The following is an 18323-nucleotide window of genomic DNA, read 5'->3' on the forward strand; positions in this document are numbered from 1 at the left end:
GCGGCGCTAGTGCCGAACCGGCTCGGCGCTCGCCGATTTCTGAGCTTCGATCGTCGCGCTGCGGTCGATCTCCAGCGGCTTATTAATGGGCCACCAGAGTTCAAGTTCGCCGTGACCCGCATCAATCCGCTGTGAAAGAGCGTTCAGTTCCGCGATCTTGCCGAGCTTGGCGGCTGTGGCGCACTCGCCCGTGAGTGGCTTGGAAGGCCTGCCTCCCCAAACAAGTCGCGATCCGTATACGGTCTCGATCGCCAGTTGTTTGGATTCTGAATAACCGGATACATCGACCGCCGCCACCTGCGCTCGCCAATCCTGATTCATGAGCAGCCGCAGCAATTCCAGACCCGCGGCGCAGTCCTCTCCCGGCCAGGTTTGAGAAAAGTCGATTTCTCCGCTTGCGTTTTTCGCGGGTGCGTGTGCAGATCCCTTGATCACAAACAAACCCGACTTGCCTTCCGGATAGATCACCGGCATGGGGCGGCCGTCCCAACTAATGAGATAGTCGGTTCGCGCAGAGGAATCTCCGGGCTTGGATGGCGCAGGTTCAGATCGGACGACCGCGGCTGGAACGCGCCACTCGCCGCGCACCACGATCTCTGAATCGCCCTGACGCACAACGCTCGGGCGCCCATCGAACCATCCCGATGCGCCGAGCGCAACGCCGACCGCATCGAGCGGCTCCCGCGACAACGGGTCCGGGTTTTCTCCCAGGGCGCTGAGCGCGATATGCGTAAGTTGCTCCTGAAATTGGGGCGCCAGCCACGTTTGCTGCGCGCCCTGGACGCCGCCATGCTTGAATTGAGGCCACTCAATCCGCAAACGGGCGGGCTCACGCGCGACGACCGTCTCCGCGCGCTGCGAGATGGAATCCCGCAGCAGCAAAAACCCAAGCCCGAGCGTGATCACAATCGCAATGCTCAGGAATGTGGTCAAGTGAGCAAAGAAAGCACGCCAGTCAAATCTGGAGGCGGCGGATTCCGGAAGAGCCACACTCGTGCCCGCGACCATTTGGCTCTCGGATTCGCGCCCGATGGATTCATGCTGCGGGTTGATTGCGTTCTCTTCCATGAAAGTTTCAAACCGCCAAACAACTACGCCTTCCCTGCATCGCGCAGCGCCATCCGCACGAGCAAAGCGCACAAACTCTCCATCGGCAATCCTTGCCTGTTTGCCGCCATGGGAAGCAGAGAATGATCCGTAAACCCTGGCAGCGTATTGACTTCCAGAAGCCACGACCGTCCATCCGAGTCGAGGAGAAAATCCACCCGCGACAAATGCCGCGCTCCGAGACCTTGAAAGACTTTGGACGCAAAGTCCTGAACCGTCTCGCGCACGCCCGCCGGTAATTCGGGATCGACGATGTAACTCGTGTCATCCCGATGGTACTTGGCCTGATAGTCGTAAAACGCGACGTTCGGTCGTATTTCTATTGGAGACAACGACTTACCGTCGAGAACGCCGACTGTCAGTTCGCGACCTCCCAGAACGGCGGGCTCCACCATGTAGACACGACTCGGATGCTTCCGAATGTCAGCCCGAGCGGATTCAACGGCATCGGTCCAATCGCTCGCTGTCCGGCAGATGTGGACACCAACGCTGGATCCCTCATGCACCGGTTTGAGTACCACAGGCAACTCAAACGGGCACGATGCGTCCGGGGCGTGAAAGACCGCGCCCGGCTTTGTCGGGACCCCGAGCTGCGCCGCAAGCAGTTTCGTCGCGAGTTTGTCCATCGCCGTGCGTGCCGCCGGAGCGCGGCAACCGACGAACGGGCGACCGTCCGCTTCGAGCAACTCCTGCAACGGGCCGCCCTCGCCCCAGCCGCCGTGCAAGACCGGAAAAAAAACCTCGCCCGACATCGCTCGCAGTTCGGCCGCGCCGCACCGTTCAATTACCTGGTAGTTCGCGCGGAACTCTCCGGACCGGTCGATTGCCGCGGCCACTGCTTTGGAACTCACGAGGCTTACCTCGCGCTCCGCATCCGGGCCGCCGCCCAGCACGATCACAGTTTTCGTGCTCATCGGTGATGCCCCTGCGCATGTCGCGACCACACGACGATCTCGCGCTCGAGGCGAACACCGTACCGATCCAGCACGCGCCGCTCGACATCTTCCATGAGAGCGATCACATCGCTCGCCTTCGCACCCGGGCGCGTCACGAAGAAGTTCGCGTGCACATCGCTGACCGAAACCGCGTTGACCGAAAGCCCCTTGAGTCCGGCGCGATCGATGAGCAGACCCGCGGGCACGCGTCGTCCTGCGCGACCGTTCGCGTCGTACAAATCCATGATGTCGTGCTCGAGTGTGGGATTCTTGTACGTACAACCCGCGCTCTTCTCGGCCATCGGCTGGCTGGTTTTCTTGTACGACATCACTTCTTTGAGCCGGCGCCGGACCGCGCCGGCATCGTCGGGCGCGAGTTGCAAGTCGCAGGATGTCAGAATCAATTCGTTCAAGCCCGATCGACGGTATCCGAATTGAACGTCTTTTCGCTCAAGAGCGATCTCGCGCCCTTCGCGGTCAATCGCGTGGACACGCACCACGAATTGTTCGATCTCGCCGAACTTCCCTCCGGCGTTCATCGTCAGCGCGCCGCCCACGCTCGCCGGAATACCGCCCAGTGTTTCAAGACCCGCCAGCCCCTGGCGCACCGTTTCGTTGATCAATTTGGGAAGATTGGCGCCGGCGCCGACGCTCACCGTCCCCTTTGCGACATCGATCGTCCACGCCGCGAGATCGCCATCGATTCTCACGACTAGTTCGCCCACACCATCATCATCCACCAGCAGATTCGCACCGTCGCCCAGAATCCGGAGCCGCGGGTCGATCTCGATCGCACGCCGGAGCTGCTCGACGTTCCGGACCGTCGCAAATCTGTCCGCGCCGCCACCGATCCCAAACCAGGTCGGAACGTGCTCCAGCCTTGAGATTGCCAACTCGTCCGTCACAACCATGGATTATCCGCGGGCCAGAAAATTCCTTCCGACCTCATACACCGGCCCCGCACCCATCACCACCACCAGATCCCCCGGGCGGCAGATTGCTTCGAGCTTTTCCACGATCTTGTCGAACGTCTGCACATGGCTCGCGTCCACTCCTCGGTCGGTGAGGCGTCCAACAAGATCCTGCGCTCCGATCTTCGCCCGCTCTTCCTGACTGTCGCGCACAAAGTAGATATCGGGAACAAGCACCATGTCGGCGCCGCTGAAGCTCTGCGCGAACTCTTCCAGCAGGTGGCGTGTGCGCGAATGCTGATGGGGCTGGAACACGCAGATCAATCTGCCGCCGCGATCCTGCGGTTTTTCGAACGCTCGCAGCGCGCGGAGCGTGACGTCGATCTCGGTCGGGTGATGCCCGTAGTCGTCGTACACCCGCACCTCACCCTTGCCTATCGCACGCGCGCCAAGAAACTGATTCCGCCGATCGACACCGGAAAATGCCGCAAGAGATTGCGCCACGCGGGCCGAATCCGCACCGAGCCAGATCGCCAGCACCATTGCCGTCGCCGAGTTGATTGCGTTGTGAACCCCGGGGATGCGCAGATTCCAATGCTGAATATCGCGACCGCGATGCTGGAGCGAGACGCGCCGCGTCTCCTGCTCGTATGAAACGACCCAGTCCGCCGCCGGGGTGAAGCCGATCGTCTGCACTTCGCACTCGAGCCCGGCCGTCACCTCGCGCCGGTGTGCGCCCTCGTGCGCGATCAGCAGCTTGCCGCCTTCAGACGCCGGAGGAATCAGCCGCGCGAACTCGTGAAAACTCTCAACGATCGCATCCAGCGATCCGTACACATCAAGATGATCCGCCTCGACGCTGCTGATGCTCGCGACGGTCGGATGCAGATTGTGAAAGCTCCGATTGAACTCGCAGCTCTCCGCGACCAGCACGCCGGGCTTGCCGCGGAGATTGCCTGCCGGGATCCTTTCGGCTCCCAATCGGAATCCCGAGATCTGCGCTCCCGGTTCGCGCTTCACCGTGTTCAGCGTGCCGGTTGCGAGCTGGGTACACGTCGCGCCGACGATCACCGTCGGATCGAGCCCCGCATCCGTCAGAGAGGTGCCGAGCATCGCCGTGGTCGAACTCTTCCCGTGCGTCCCGGCCACCGCGACTCCGGTCCGGCCGATCATGCAAAGCCCGAGAGCCTCCGCATAAAACAGCACCGGAATTCCCCGCCGCACCGCCTCGGCCACCTGCGGGTGCTCGGGGCGGATCGCCGCGGAGCACACCACCATGTCGCACGCCTCGGGCAGCCAGCGCTTCGACTGGTCGAACCCAACCTCGATTCCTTCCGCGGCAAGCGCGACGGTGACGTCGGACTCCTGCATGTCCGAGCCGCGAACGACCGCTCCCCTCCCGCGCAGCATCCGCGCGAGCCCACTCATGCCGCAGCCCCCGATGCCGATCAAATAGAGGCTTTTACCCGCGACGTCGAGCCGGCGTTCGGACGGCTGCTCCTGCTTGAAATCAGCGAATTTCAAAGGCCCGCGGAGCTCCTGTCGGACGCCGCTCGGCACGTAGCGCAATGGTGGCAGGTCGATCTTAAGCGACGGCGCGGAGACACTAAGCGATGAAGAAGTCGGAAGTGTGGACATGGCCGCACGTATCGACCGAGCGAGCGCTCCACCGTGAGCCGCCGACCAACCTTCTCATCCGTGCGACCGGGCACCCGGCAAAGCTCAGTTCAATCTTGGTTGACCCGCCTTTTTCCCCGAGCGAATCCATACCCTCGCCCATGCCCGAATACGCCGTCAACGCCGCCGCGAGCCCGACCGGTTCGCTTCCCTACCGCCTCGCCTGCTTGTGCGATCTTCGCGACAAAGACGGTCGGCTTCTCCTGCTCAAACGGGCCAAGGAACCCAACAAAGGGCTGGTTTCACCGATCGGAGGCAAGCTCGATGTCGAACACGGCGAATCTCCCGCTCGCTGCGCCCAGCGCGAAATCGAAGAAGAGGCCGGAATCCACATCCCGCTCGAGCGACTGCATTTGACGGGCCTGATCAGCGAGAGCGCGTTCGAAGGCCGGGGCCATTGGCTGCTCTTCTATTACCGCGTCCTCGGCCCGGTGTGGATCGAACCGCGCGACATGCCCGAAGGCCGGCTGGACTGGTATCGGCGCGACGAGATCGAATCGCTGCCGATCCCGGATTCTGATCGGAAAATCATCTGGCCTCTGGTCTGGAAACACGAACCCAAGCGCGAAGGTAGTCGCCCCGGCTACTTCGCAGTCCACATCGAGTGCGTCGGTGAACGCGGGGACAGGCTCGAATGGAGCGTCCAGCAGGAAACGCCCGCGATCTGAATCGTTTCATCGCCGCCGCCTTGCAAGCGCCGCCAGCCCCGCTCCGCACACCAGCGTCCCGGGCACCGGCACTGTCAACACGCGGATCTCATCCATCGCTCCGCCGTTGGCCAAAGTGAACCGGAGCGTCCACGGGCTCAGAAGCGTGAACGTGTCAATCACGGAACTGAATCCGCGATTCGCCACGCCGAATGGATAGACCGTCCCCGGGTTGCCGAGTGCCGCATCACTCAAATCAAGCCGCTGGTTCGTGAAAATTACTCCGATGATCGCTTTGTCGAACGTCACTGTTCCGGTGACTATCCCGGCCTGCGGCTGCCCTTGGTTGTCAAAGTGCAGAATGTGGCTGTTCACCCACAAAGGCCCCGGATTCACGGGCAGGGCCGAACCTAGAACATAAGCGGGCCCGATCGCGGGCAAGTACCGATCAATCAATCCATTGAACAACACGCCCTGCTTCTCGTTGATCGCGTATACGACGCTGGCGTTCGCAAAGACTCCCGGCGCTAGCGAAGGAGGTGGCGCCACAAGCAGGCCCGCGCCGGTCGTCCCGACAATCACAGCTAGGCACGAGGATCCCGTCGCCATCGCGCAGATGCCGCTCAGTACGTATCGCATTCTGTCAACTCCAGACGCCGGAGTCTTGAGCGGCACACTTCGCCGCCAAGCGCTCCGGGCACATGAGTTCACACAAATCGCGCCAACCTTGCACCGACAGCCCCTGAATCCTGCAATACCCAGGGCTGGTGAAACCGGCACACCGGTTCCACGAATCTACAATGCACAATGCACGGCGTGACCCGTTCCATTCCGGTTCGCCTCTGGGCTGCCGCGTTCTTGCTGGCGTGCGTGAGCCTTCTCGAGTTGCTGTCTCACTCCGCTTGTGCCGATACATCCTCCCCCACGCTCGCTCCAGCATCCCCGGCTCCCAGTTCCGTCGCCGCGTCGCGTCAGGCGAGTAATGTCGCCGTCATCACCATCGACGGCCCCATCGACGGGATCATGGCCCGCAGTTTTCGTCGCCGTCTCGATGAAGCCGTCGCAATGAACGCCGACGCAGTCGTGGTCGATCTCAACACCCCCGGCGGCGAACTCGGCGCCGTGCTCGAGATTTCCAACGCGATCAAGCAGAGCCCCGTCCGCAACACAGTCGCCTGGATTCACCCGATGGCGTACTCGGGCGGCGCGATCATCGCACTCGCCTGCCGCGAAATCGTCGTTTCTGACGGTTCGAGTTTCGGTGACGCGAAAGTCATCCAGATCAGACGTTCATCATTTTCGGCTCAGATCACCAACATGAACGATGCCGAGCGCCAGAAGCTGCTCCCGCCGCTTCTTGCGGACGTCGTCGATTCCGCGCGACGGCACAACCGCGCCGCAGGCGCGTACGAGTCCGACGAGTTGCTCGTGCAGGCAATCGTCGCGACCGATGCCGAACTCTGGTGGGTGCAGGACAACAAGACCGGCGTTCGGTTCGCCGTGGACCGCGCCGAGTTCGAGCGCCTGTTCCCCGACAAGCCCGTGCTCCAACCGATGCTCGCGACCGCGTCTGTCGGAAGCAACGAAGTAGCGACCCGCTCCGCACGCTCGCGCCGTGCGACCTCGCCCCAAGATTCGTCATCCGGCGCGGAGAGCTCGCCGGCACCGGATTCCGACGCCGGTTCATCTTCACCTGACGCGGCTTCGCCGCCGGCTCAGCAGGAGGGCGAGACGGTTCCATTCACCCCGGCCGCTCCATCGCTCGCGGACATCCAATCCAAGACCGAGGAAGCCCTCGATCTTGCGGGCGCGACGCCCTCCATGCGACCCCGCACCGGCAGCAATGCCAACGGTCGCTACACGCTTCTCGCCAAAATCTGCAACGGCGACGGCGCGATCGTTCTCCACGAAGAGGAAATGGCCTATTTCAATCTCGCGGCCAACGCGCGGCGTGCGCCGGACGGCTCCGCGCAACTCGACGCGATCAACTCCGACGCGGACCTGACTCGATTCCTCGGCGCCGCGACGATCACCCGGCTCGATGAGAACTGGTCGGAGGCGCTCGCTCGATTCATGTCCGCGACTTGGGTGCGCGGAATTCTCATCACCGGCTTTCTCATCTGCATCTTCATCGAGATGTTTTCGCCCGGCGTCTCCGTGCCCGCAGTGATCGCGGCGCTCTGCATCGTCGGCCTCTTCGTCCCCCCGCTCATCGTCGGTATGGCGATGTGGTGGCAACTGGCCGCGATCCTCATCGGCGTCTTGATGCTCGCCGCGGAGATCTTCATTCTGCCCGGATTTGGCGTCGCGGGGGTCTTGGGCCTGCTGGCCCTCTTCATCGGGATGATCGGAGTCTTCGTGCCCGGGGCCAACGGCACGGGAGCGACCGCCGCGGAGTTCCGCGCCGGACTCGCCACCGGCGTCACCACCATGCTGCTCGCCGGCGCGACAACCTGGATCGCACTGTTCTTTGTCTACCGCAACATTTCGAGTATCCCCGCCCTTCGCCGGCTTGTCCTGCAGGACCCCGGATTCGACGGCGACGGCGCGATGGGCGGCTCGCTTCTTGCGGCGATGGCGGAAGACCCGGTGCGTGTCGGAGACATCGGCGTCGCCACGACTCCACTTCGACCGTCGGGCAAAATCGAGATCGACGGACGCCTGCACGATGTCGTCGCCGAATTCGGGTTTATCGATTCCGGCCAGCGGGTGAAAGTCGTGAACGTGACGCCGTTCCGTATCGGGGTGGACTCGGTGCGCGACGCGTAGCTCGGGCGCCGACGCAAACATGCACCCCACCGGCGCCGGATATTCTTGTGCCCGATGGAAGCGCTACTGCTCTGGGGACTCGGTCTGCTGCTCGCGGCGTTGCTGCTGCTCCTCATGGAGTTCTTTGTCCCCAGCGCCGGGTTCATCGCGGTCCTCTCCGCAGGGTGCGCGATCGCCGGCCTGATCTGCCTCTTCCGATTCAACCCGTTGTGGGGGTTTATGGGGGTGGTCGGGATGCTCTTTGCCGTGCCGGGCGTGCTCTACGCGGGCGTGTCAATCTGGCGAAACACGCCGTTTGGACGTCGGATGATCGGTGTTCCTTCCGAGGAAGAAGTCGCGGAGAAAGTCGCGAAAGAAGACGCCTTCGTGCGCTCACGAATGCAACTCTTGAATAAGGAGGGCAAGGTCGTGACCGACCTCCGCCCCGTCGGCCTTGTCGAGATCGACGGAATCCGCCACGATGCGCTCTGTGAGAGTGATTTTCTGCGCCCCGGTGCGCGGGTGCGGGTCGTGCATGTGGACGCAAATCAGGTCCGGGTGCGGGCGATTTCCTAGTTCTTGTGGTCCATCTTCCCGCCTTCTTTGGTATCTTTCACCATGACCACGCCCGAACCGAAGGGTCTCCCCGCACACATCGAACCCGTAAACGAAGGCGAACCGGTCTCCACCGACGTCGCTGCGCTGACCGCGGCGATGGCGAACATGTCGGCCGAACAAAAGGACGAGTACTGGTTCAAACACGTCTACCAGGGCGACAAGATGCCTCAGTTGACGTGGCGCGCTGTGTTCGTGGGCGGCATTCTCGGCATGCTGATGTCCGCCGCGAACCTCTACACGACACTCTCGATCGGGTGGGCTTTCGGCATCGCGATCACAGCCTGCGTGCTCTCGTTTGTCATGTGGAACTTTGTCGTTCTGTGTTCCGGCAAACGGGTCAGCCAGATGTCGGTGCTCGAGAACGCCTGTATGGCGAGCTGCGCTTCCGCCGCCGGTTATTCGACGGGCTCAACAATCGCCACGATGTTCGGCGCGCTCGCTCTTCTGCAGGACATCCCACCCGGAAAAACCGCCGCCGACATGCCGACATGGGCGGTTCCGGGCGGCACGCCGGGAATCCTCACTCTTTTCACCTTCTGCACCGGACTCATGGGCGTTTTCCTCGCGATCCCGATGAAGCGCCAGATGATCAATCACGAACAGCTCCCGTTTCCGTCGGGAATCGCCGCCGCGGAAACCCTGCGAAGCCTCTACAGCAAGAGCCTCGAGGCCATCCACAAGGCGTACGCGCTCGTCATCGCGCTCGCGCTCGGATTGCTTGTCGGCTTCCTGCGCGTCGGCGACGATGTGCTCGACAAGGTCTCGTTTCTCCGCAAGTTCTTCGATTTCTTCGGCAATCGCATCCGCATCCCCAGCGAGATCGAGATGCGTTTTATCGATCGGCTCTACCCCGGACAAAGGCACGCGGCAGGATTCGCCTTTGAGCCGTCCGCTCTTTTGATCGCCGCGGGCATGATCGTGGGAATGCGCATCAGCCTCTCGCTCGTTCTGAGTTCGCTCCTGCTCTACGCGGTCGTCGGGCCGAAGCTCGCCGCGGTCGATGCCGCACATCTTGAAGCTCCGGCGATGGCGGTGCTCGAAGCCTCGCAAGCAACTTCCAAAGCCCCCGCGCCCCCGGCCGATGTCGCCGCTTCTGCGGTCGCTGCTGCGGTCAGCGCCGCCGAAAAACTGGGCCTCGATGCCGCACCGGTTCGCACAGCGGCACAGAATGCGGCGACGATCCAGCTCGACGAGATCGCCGCGGCACAAGCGGAAGCGGAGCGCGTCGCAAAGAAAGAAAACCGCTCAGCGAAGAAACTCTCCGAAAGCGAACTTGCCGATCAGCGCGACGCCATTGCAACGGGAATCGGCAACGCCGCCGCGAAGACCGCAGCATTCAACTACGCAAACCGCGAGGCGATCAAGGCCGGCGACGCCGCCGCCGCGTCCGCCAAAGCCGCCGGACAAAATGAAGCCCAGATCGAAGCGGCTCGCGCCGCGGCGTTCAATCCCCTTCGCTATCAACCGAACTTCATCTGGGACTGGGGCGGAGGCACCATCACGATCACCCGCTGGTCGCTCTGGGGTGGCACCTCGCTCATGGTGTTTTCCTCGCTCATGGCCGTGGCACTCCAATGGAAGACGCTCGTTCGCGCATTCCGGGGCCAGCGCGCAGAAGCCGGCCTTCACGAGCGCGCGGAACTCTCTCGGATCGAAGTGCCGGGCATGTGGATGATCCTTGGCATGGTGCCGATCACCATCGCGATGGTCTGGCTACAGATTCAAGCGTTCAAAGTCAGTTGGTACGCGGGGATCATCGCGGTGGCGATGTCCTTTGTGCTCTCGCTTGTGGCTTCTCGAGCAACCGGAGAAACCGACACCACACCGATCGGCGCGATGGGCAAAGTCATGCAGCTCATGTTTGCAGGCTTGGCGCCCGCCAATATCAGCGCGAATCTTGCCTCTGCCGGAATTGCGGCAAACAGCGCTTCTTCCTCGGCCGACTTGCTGACGGATCTTAAGACCGGCTACCTGCTCGGCGCCAATCCGCGCAAGCAGTTCTTGGCGCAGTTCTTCGGCGTCTTCTTCGGAACCGTCGCGATCGTCCCGATCTGGTACCTGATGGTACCCAACCGCGAGAAACTCGAGTCGTTCGCGCTTCCGTCTACGCGCGCGTGGGAAGCCGTCGCGCGCGTGCTCGTGCGTGGCGTCGCCGAATTGCCTCCTTCCGCGGTTTGGGCGATCTTCATCGGCGCCGTCGTCGGCGTCATCCTTCCGATCGTCGATCGGCTCTTGCCTCAGAAGTATCGCGGATACATGCCCTCGGCGACCGGCATGGGTCTGGCTTGGGTTATGCCGTTCAACAACGCGTTTTCATTCTTCATCGGCGCGGTCATCGCGCTCGTCTGGTCGAAAATCGCGTCGAAGTCCTGCGAGAAGTACAACGTGCCGATCGCATCCGGACTCATCGCCGGTGAGTCGCTCATGGCGGCGGCTCTCGCCATCACCGCAACGGTCGTCGGCTTGATGATTCAGGCCGGCTGGATTCTTTGAATCACCAATTGGATCCCGGTCTGAACTCGAACTCATCCCCCGGATTCGGGTACCCTTCCGAACCCATGGCTATCCCCACTCTTACCGACGAACAAGTCCGTACCTGGTCGCGCGAGCAGAAGGATCGCTGGTGGCTGGAGAACGTCTTCCGCGGCAGCATGCCCCAGCTCACGTTCCGCGCCGCGCTCACCGGATTCCTGCTCGGCGGCATCCTTTCGGCAACGAACCTTTACGTCGGCGCCAAGACCGGCTGGACGCTCGGTGTCGGACTCACCAGCGTCATTCTCTCGTTCTCCATATACCGGCTCCTGTCGCGCTTCGGCATGCGCGACATGACCATTCTCGAGAACAACTGCACACAGTCGGTCGCTACCGCCGCGGGCTACATGACCGGCCCGCTCATCAGCGGCATTACCGCCTACATGTGGGTGCAGAACCAGCTCATGCCCTGGTGGCAGATGCTGCTCTTCAATGTCGTCCTGTCGATCCTCGGCGTGCTCGTTGCCTTCCCCATGAAGCGCCGCTTCATCAACGACGAACAGCAGCCGTTTCCGGAAGGCCGTGCCTGCGGCGTCGTGCTCGACACGCTCTACACATCGCACGCCGCCGTGGGGATGTTCAAAGCCAAGGCGCTCGCGATCGCCGCCGGGCTCACGGGGCTGCTCTCGTTCCTGATGGGCGAGAGTTATCTCAAGGCGCTCCACGCGCTCTACCTCGTCTTCAAGACCGGTGAAAAATGGCAGGCGGTTCTTGTCAACTACAAAGACCAACTCGATCAAACTTGGCATCTGCCCCACAACATCGAGGGCTTCTACACCTGGCTCGGCAAAAAGGGTTGGGAACCGGCGATCGGCGGCATCCCGCTCCGCCAACTCGCTCTCACCCCCGCACTCGACCTCGCGATGGTCGGCGCAGGCGCGCTCATGGGCATCAAATCGGCAAGCAGTCTGCTTATCGGCATGATGATTAACTTCGCCGTGATCGCGCCCATCATGATCAACTACGGAGAGATTCAGCCAAAGAGCGGCAGCCTCGCCGCGGGCGACGCCGTCTTCGGGCGAGTCCAGATTCTCAACACTTGGTCGCTCTGGTGGGGCATCGTCATGATGGTGGTCGCTTCGCTGACGGCGCTCTTCGCGCGACCGAAGATCTTCATCGAAGCGTTCAAGGGTCTCACCCGCCGTGGCGACCGGCCGCACGACCCCGTTCGCCACATCGAATTGCCCCTGTGGGTTTCGTTCGTCGGCATCCCGATCGTCGGCGCGATCGGCGTGTGGATGGCCACCGCGTGGTTCGGCGTCCCGGTCATCTTCGGGGCGACCGCGATTCCCATGGTGATCGTGCTGACGCTTATCGCCGCGAGCAGCACGGCGCTCACCGGCACGACGCCGACGGGCGCTCTCTCGAAGATCCCGCAGTTCACCTACGGCGCGCTCGACCCCAAGCACCCGCCCACCAATCTCATGACCGGCGTCATGTGCGTGGAAGTCGCGAGCAACGCCAGCAATCTGCTGATGGATATCAAGCCCGGCTACATGCTCGGCGCTAAGCCACGCCAGCAGGCATGGGCCCACACCATCGGAATCACGGCGGGCGCGATGGCCAGCGTGCCCCTGTTCTATGCCCTGTTTCTTTCCAGCTACCGGCCCGGCGACAACGTCGAACAAAAAATGGTCACCGGCCAGTTCGGATTTCCGTCGGCTCTTCAGTGGAAGGGCGTTTCGGAACTCGTGACATCCATTTTCGGTGGCGGGACAGGATCGCTGCTCACCACCTCCATCGTGTGGTCCATGGTGATCGCGGGAGTCATGGGCCTTGTCTTCGAGGTGATACGAATCAGAACCAAGGGCAAGTTTCCTCTCAGCCCGCTCGCCATCGGTTTGGGCGTTGTGGTGCCCCCCGAATCCACTATGGCAATGTTTGCAGGCGCCGCGTTCTTCTGGCTGATGCACAAGATCTACTACGCCCGAAAGGACAGTTTCGGCCATCGCTTGTGGATCGACACGCACGAACCCATCTGCGCCGGCATCATCGCCGGTGCGGCACTCGTTGGTATCGGCGACATCCTCGTTCGCGTCTTCGCTCTTGCTCCCCCTCAAGCGTGATCGCCGCAACCGCCACAAAGGCTAAAAAACAGGCTTGTTTTGATCTTTCAGTATCAATTGAAACCCGCTCGGCGGCCCTCTACCCTGAGCCATGCCCGCGGTTCTTGATCACTCGGTGTCCGGCGTTCGAATCGACTCGCGGCTGAGCAGTATTCGCGCGAAGATTGATTCCGGCCAGCGCCTCTCGCTCGAAGACGGCGAACTCCTCTTCACCACGCCCGACATCTGGACGGTTTGTGAGCTGGCCGATTCGGTGCGCCGCCGCCTCCACGGCGATATCGCCTACTACAACATCAACCGCCACCTGAACTACTCCAACATCTGCGCGCTCTCGTGCAAGTTCTGCGAGTTCTATCGCAAGAAGGACGACGACGGCGCCTACACGCGCGACATGGAGTATGTGAAAGATCAGGTGCGCCAGGCGGTGGAGAACGGCGCGACGGAGATGCACTCCGTCGGCGGGCTGCATCCGTACTTGCCGTTTTCGTACTACACCGATCTCGTCAGCACCATCCGCGATACCGCCCGCTCGCTTGGCAGCGAGCTCCACGTCAAAGCCTTCACCGCCGTCGAGATCGTTCACCTCGCGAAGATCGCCAAGGTCTACAAGGCCGATGACCGCGTCAGCGGCATCCGCTTCGTCCTCGAAAGACTCAAAGAGGCCGGGCTCGGTTCGCTGCCTGGAGGCGGCGCCGAAGTCTTCGACGACCGCGTGCATGATGAGGCCTTCAAGGGCAAGATTCGCTCGGATGTCTGGCTCGATGTCCACCGCGTTGCACACGAACTCGGACTCAACACGAACGCGACGATTCTGTACGGTCACATCGAAGAGCGCGAAGACAGGCTTGTGCACATGGACATGCTCCGCCGGGCGCAGGATCGCGCGCTGGCGCGGATGGGGTATGAAGGGGTCAAGGTGTCCAGGTGTCAAGGTGTCCAGAGCGGGGGAATTGAAGCGCACGGCGCCATCGGCCATCTTGGCTACTCCGGCGACGAGGGCACGGATGTTCCGGTCATCACGCTGACGCGCGAAAACACGCCGCTTCCCGAGCGCGTTGCCTTTGGTTCCCCCTCGACACCTCGACACCTCGACACCTTGGCACCTCCACAGGCCGACACCTCAACACCTTCTTCCAGCGGCTACTTCCAGACCATCATCCCTCTCCCGTTCTTCCCCGACGGCAGCGATCTCGAGCATCTCCCCGGCCCGGCGGGACTCGAGAATCTGCGCACGCTCGCGATCGCGCGCCTCATGCTCGACAACTTCCCGCATGTCAAAGCCTTCTGGATCATGCAGACGCTTCCGATGGCGCAGCTCATGCTCCAGTCCGGCGCCGACGATATCGACGGCACGGTCGTCTGGTACGACATCACGAAAGTTGGCGGCAGCAGCACGCACCAGGAAGTCAACGTCTGGACACTGCAGAAGGCGATCCGCGAAGCAGGGTTCAAGCCGGTGGAACGCGACACGTTGTACAGGCGCGTGTCGCGAGATGGAAACCTGTGGCGCGTCGCTGACGATCGATCTTGATCAATTCAGAGCCGCGGACTTCAGTCCGCGCGGACCTTCCTCAAGCTCCGCAACCTTTCACTGTCCAAGCCATAGGATCGCCTACCCGCGACCCTCATGGCTACTTCCAAACGCTCCCACCACTCGAAAGCAAAGCACGATCCGTTCGCGGCACTCCGTCACCCCAACTACCGCCTGTTCGCCGCCGGCTTCGTCACCTCCGCCACGGGCCTTCAGATGATGGCGATGGCGCTCGCGTGGGAGATCTACGAACGCGCCAGCGCCGAAAATTTCCTCGGCCCCAAGGGCGCCGCCCTCGCGCTCGGCTTCATCGGCCTGGCCCGCGCGCTCCCGGTCGTGATCATGGCCCTTCCCGCGGGCTACGTCATCGATTCCTTCGACCGCAAGCGCGTGCTGTTTCTCACCCAATCGGGCTTCGCGATCATGGCGGCGCTGCTCGCGTTCGCCTCATTCTCAACGGCCTCGCTCTGGCTCATGTTCCTGTTGATCACGCTTTCCGGCTGTGTGCGCTCATTTAACGGGCCGACGCGCTCCAGCCTTCTCCCCGATCTTGTTCCCGAGCACGATTTTCCCAACGCCGTCACCTGGAACAGCGGCATGTTCCAGGTCGCCGCGGTCGCCGGGCCGCTCATCGCCGGCTACATCATCTATCACGTCCACCACGCCTGGCCCGTTTACGCGATCTCCGCGATTCTCTGCGCCGTCTTCGCGCTCACCACGCTCGGGCTCAGGCCGATCTCTCACCACACCGCGGCCCGCGGCAAGATGTCGCTCGCCGGCATGCTCGACGGGCTCAGCCACCTCTGGAAAGAGCGCACCATCTTCGCCGCGATCACGCTCGATCTCTTCGCGGTGCTGCTCGGCGGCGCGACCGCGCTCCTCCCCATCTACGCGAGCGACATCCTGCACGTCGGCGCGGTCGGGCTCGGCTGGCTCAAGGCCGGTCCGTACATCGGTGCCGGCGTGATGGCTCTCGTGCTCGCGTGGTTCCCGCTCATCCGGCGCGCAGGTCCGGCCATGCTGCTCTCGATCGCGGGCTTCGGATTCTGCACGATCATCTTCGGCATCTCGACTTCGTTTGCGCTCTCCATGACCATGCTCGTCCTGCTCGGCGCCCTCGACAGCATCTCAATCGTCGTGCGCCACGTGCTTGTTCAGCTCCGAACCCCGCGCCATCTGCGCGGCCGCGTTTCCGCCGTCAACAGCGTCTTCATCGAATGCTCGAACGAACTCGGCGCCTTCGAATCCGGCCTCGTCGCTCGGTTCTTCGGTCCGATCATCAGCGTCGTGAGCGGCGGCCTCGGCACGATCCTCGTCGTCGCGGGCGTCGCCTGGCTCATCCCCGAAATCCGCCGCCTCGACAAGCTGCACGACAAGCCCATCGATCTCGCCGAAGATGCTGGGAAGTAGCAACCCGTTCTTCGCCTTTGCTCGTTCCCACTGCACGAACCGCCCCGACCCCCTGCCCCGCCCGCCCCGCTTCTCTCTATACTCGCCGCGTCGGGCCCACTCCGGACCCGAACCGCGGAGTTCTCTTCATGCCCACTCCAGTCCTGATCGGTCTCGGCGTCGTCGGCGGGATCATCCTTCTGATCTTCATCACGATCTTCTTCCAGTTCGCCGCGCTCTGGTTCCAGGCCCTGCTGAGCAATGCCAGCGTCGGAATCTTCGACATGATTGCGATGCGGTTCCGGAAAGTAGACGTGCGCACCATCGTCTACAGCCGTATCCGTGCCGTGAAGGCGGGCATGGACATCCCGACAAACGCGCTCGAAACGCACTACCTCGCCGGCGGGCGCGTGCCCCACGTGATCAACGCTCTGATTTCGGCCCAGAAAGCCAAGATCCCGCTCACCTGGGACGTCGCGACCGCCATCGATCTCGCCGGGCGCGACATCGTCGATGCCGTGCAAACCAGCGTCAACCCGAAAGTCATCGACTGCCCCGCTCAAAACGGCCCCCGCGCAACGATCGACGCAGTCGCGAAAGACGGCATCCAGCTCCGTTGCAAAGCCCGCGTCACGGTCCGAACCAACATCGCTCGCCTCGTCGGCGGCGCGACCGAAGAGACGATCATCGCTCGCGTGGGTCAGGGAATCGTCTCTACAATCGGCTCCGCGGCAGATCACAAGGCCGTGCTCGAGAACCCGGACCAGATCAGCAAGACCGTGATGCGTTCGGGCCTCGACGCCGGCACCGCGTTCGAAATCCTCTCGATCGACATCGCCGATGTCGATGTCGGCGACAACATCGGCGCCAAGCTCCAGGCAGATCAGGCGCAGGCCGACAAGGCCCGCTTCCAGGCGGAAGCCGAAAAGCGCCGCGCCCTTGCCATGGCGCTCGAGCAGGAAAACAAGGCCAAGATCCAGGAAAACCAGGCGATCGTGACGCTCGCGCAGGCCGAGGTGCCAAAGGCTATGTCCGATGCTCTTCGCAACGGCCGCCTGGGAGTCATGGATTACTACCGCCTGCAGAATGTCCAGGCCGACACCGCGATGCGCGCGGGCATCGCAGGCGACACGAACAATCTGCCGAACCAGGGCTGAGCCATCCGGATTCCCTCTCGGCTCGCAGCGTCGAATCGAGTGGTCCGCTCCACATTCCGCACGAGCAGAGTCGCCGGCGCGCACCGGAATCTCGATTCCCCAAAAAAGTCACGAGGCCCGCGATATCGCGGGCCCTGTAACTTTTTCTCTTCCCAGACTCGGCCGAAACTCAAACCAATTAGCGGCGGCGACGGGCGGCGATCAATCCGCCAAATCCCAAGAGCGCCATCGACGCGGGCGTCGGAACCAACTGACCGGCAACACCGGTCGAAACTTCGCGGAAGTCGTGATCCATGTTCGAATTCACGGGCTCCGCGAGGTGAATCTGAACGATCGAACCATCGAGCGGTTGGAGCGCCATCGGCACGCCCATGTTCCACGAGCCTGTTTCACCCGTGAACGGCAGGACGGCCACCGGATTCGGAATCAGCACCGCGCCGCGGATCGCGCCGTTGAAGAACACGGCGCCGCCGAACATCACCCAGTCGCCGGCAAGCTGGCCGGTGAGGATATTTCCAAGGGTGTCAACCGCCTTGAATGTCCCGTTGCCCGACGCCATGTTTCCGACTCGACCGAAGAAGCTCAGGTCGATCTCGAAGCTCGCGATCGTGCGGCTCGTGAACCCGGGGTTGAACACAGCAGTGCCCGCGCCGGGGTTCGGAACAAGGCTCACGCTGCCGTCTGATTGCAACGCGCCGTTCGAAACAGCCGTCGCCTTGAACGCACCCGTATCACCGATCGGGTTGTAGGCGTATTGCCCCGACAGATTGGTGTACGTAAAGGTCACCAGCGGTCCGGCCGACGCAAGGCTCGCAAGCCCCATCGTCAGTCCCGCCGCAACAGCAAGCTTGGTCGTATTCAAAGTCTTCACCACAGCTCCTCTCCCATCCTCTTGGCGGACCGTCACCTCAATGACTGGTCCGATGCGGACACCCAAGAGACCCGCCCGGTCGCCAACGGACGCGACCACAAAGGCCGGGACTCTCCCACGTGTCAAACATGCAC

14 protein-coding genes are annotated in these 18323 nt (G+C 62.6%); 8 read left to right on the plus strand and 6 right to left on the minus strand.

Annotation, left to right across the window (positions count from 1 at the left end; all coding sequences use genetic code 11):
* Window positions 1-6: 6 nt before the first annotated feature.
* From KF691_11940 to KF691_11955, 4 genes are read right to left on the minus strand one after another with little or no spacing between them, the layout of a single operon-like run.
* A complete protein-coding gene (locus KF691_11940) occupies window positions 7-1068 on the minus strand; it encodes a hypothetical protein (protein ID MBX3390148.1) in 1062 nt (353 codons plus the stop codon).
* A 23-nt stretch (window positions 1069-1091) separates the two neighbouring features.
* Entirely contained in the window at window positions 1092-2021 is a 930-nt protein-coding gene (locus KF691_11945; protein MBX3390149.1) for a D-alanine--D-alanine ligase, read from the minus strand.
* Window positions 2018-2953, minus strand: coding sequence for a UDP-N-acetylmuramate dehydrogenase (murB, locus tag KF691_11950; GenBank protein MBX3390150.1), 936 nt, complete (start codon window positions 2951-2953; stop codon window positions 2018-2020). The genes KF691_11945 and murB overlap by 4 nt, the downstream gene beginning before the upstream one ends.
* 3 nt (window positions 2954-2956) lie before the next feature.
* A complete protein-coding gene (locus KF691_11955; protein MBX3390151.1) occupies window positions 2957-4477 on the minus strand; it encodes a UDP-N-acetylmuramate--L-alanine ligase in 1521 nt (506 codons plus the stop codon).
* 89 nt (window positions 4478-4566) lie between these two features.
* Between KF691_11955 and KF691_11960 the strand changes: the two genes are divergently transcribed.
* Entirely contained in the window at window positions 4567-5298 is a 732-nt protein-coding gene (locus KF691_11960; protein MBX3390152.1) for an NUDIX domain-containing protein, read from the plus strand.
* A 6-nt stretch (window positions 5299-5304) separates the two neighbouring features.
* On the opposite strand, the gene KF691_11965 is transcribed toward KF691_11960, so the two are convergent.
* Window positions 5305-5916, minus strand: coding sequence for a hypothetical protein (locus tag KF691_11965; GenBank protein MBX3390153.1), 612 nt, complete (start codon window positions 5914-5916; stop codon window positions 5305-5307).
* A gap of 177 nt (window positions 5917-6093) precedes the next feature.
* On the opposite strand from KF691_11965, the gene KF691_11970 reads away from it, so the two are divergent.
* The 7 genes from KF691_11970 to floA all read left to right on the plus strand — a co-directional run bounded on the left by KF691_11970 (window position 6094) and on the right by floA (window position 17318).
* On the plus strand, window positions 6094-8046 hold the full coding sequence (locus KF691_11970) for a hypothetical protein (protein ID MBX3390154.1): 1953 nt from the start codon (window positions 6094-6096) through the stop codon (window positions 8044-8046).
* A gap of 54 nt (window positions 8047-8100) precedes the next feature.
* Entirely contained in the window at window positions 8101-8601 is a 501-nt protein-coding gene (locus KF691_11975) for a hypothetical protein (protein MBX3390155.1), read from the plus strand.
* 42 nt (window positions 8602-8643) lie between these two features.
* Complete coding sequence (locus KF691_11980; GenBank protein ID MBX3390156.1) at window positions 8644-11136, plus strand: OPT/YSL family transporter; 2493 nt, start codon at window positions 8644-8646, stop codon at window positions 11134-11136.
* Window positions 11137-11201: 65 nt separating this feature from the next.
* Window positions 11202-13241, plus strand: a complete 2040-nt coding sequence (locus KF691_11985; GenBank protein ID MBX3390157.1) for an OPT/YSL family transporter — start codon at window positions 11202-11204, stop codon at window positions 13239-13241.
* Window positions 13242-13332: 91 nt separating this feature from the next.
* On the plus strand, window positions 13333-14772 hold the full coding sequence (locus KF691_11990; protein ID MBX3390158.1) for a radical SAM protein: 1440 nt from the start codon (window positions 13333-13335) through the stop codon (window positions 14770-14772).
* 96 nt (window positions 14773-14868) lie between these two features.
* Window positions 14869-16182, plus strand: coding sequence for an MFS transporter (locus tag KF691_11995; protein MBX3390159.1), 1314 nt, complete (start codon window positions 14869-14871; stop codon window positions 16180-16182).
* Window positions 16183-16310: 128 nt separating this feature from the next.
* Window positions 16311-17318: a flotillin-like protein FloA gene (gene floA, locus KF691_12000; GenBank protein MBX3390160.1), complete on the plus strand. Its 1008-nt coding sequence runs from the start codon at window positions 16311-16313 to the stop codon at window positions 17316-17318.
* Between the two features lie 178 nt (window positions 17319-17496).
* Here the strand turns inward: floA and KF691_12005 are convergent, their stop codons facing one another.
* The gene (locus tag KF691_12005) at window positions 17497-18189 is read right to left on the minus strand and encodes a hypothetical protein (GenBank protein ID MBX3390161.1); all 693 of its coding nucleotides are present in this window, start codon (window positions 18187-18189) and stop codon (window positions 17497-17499) included.
* Window positions 18190-18323 lie beyond the last annotated feature (134 nt).

It is taken from the genome of Phycisphaeraceae bacterium (assembly GCA_019636555.1).
GTDB lineage: Bacteria > Planctomycetota > Phycisphaerae > Phycisphaerales > UBA1924 > JAFEBO01.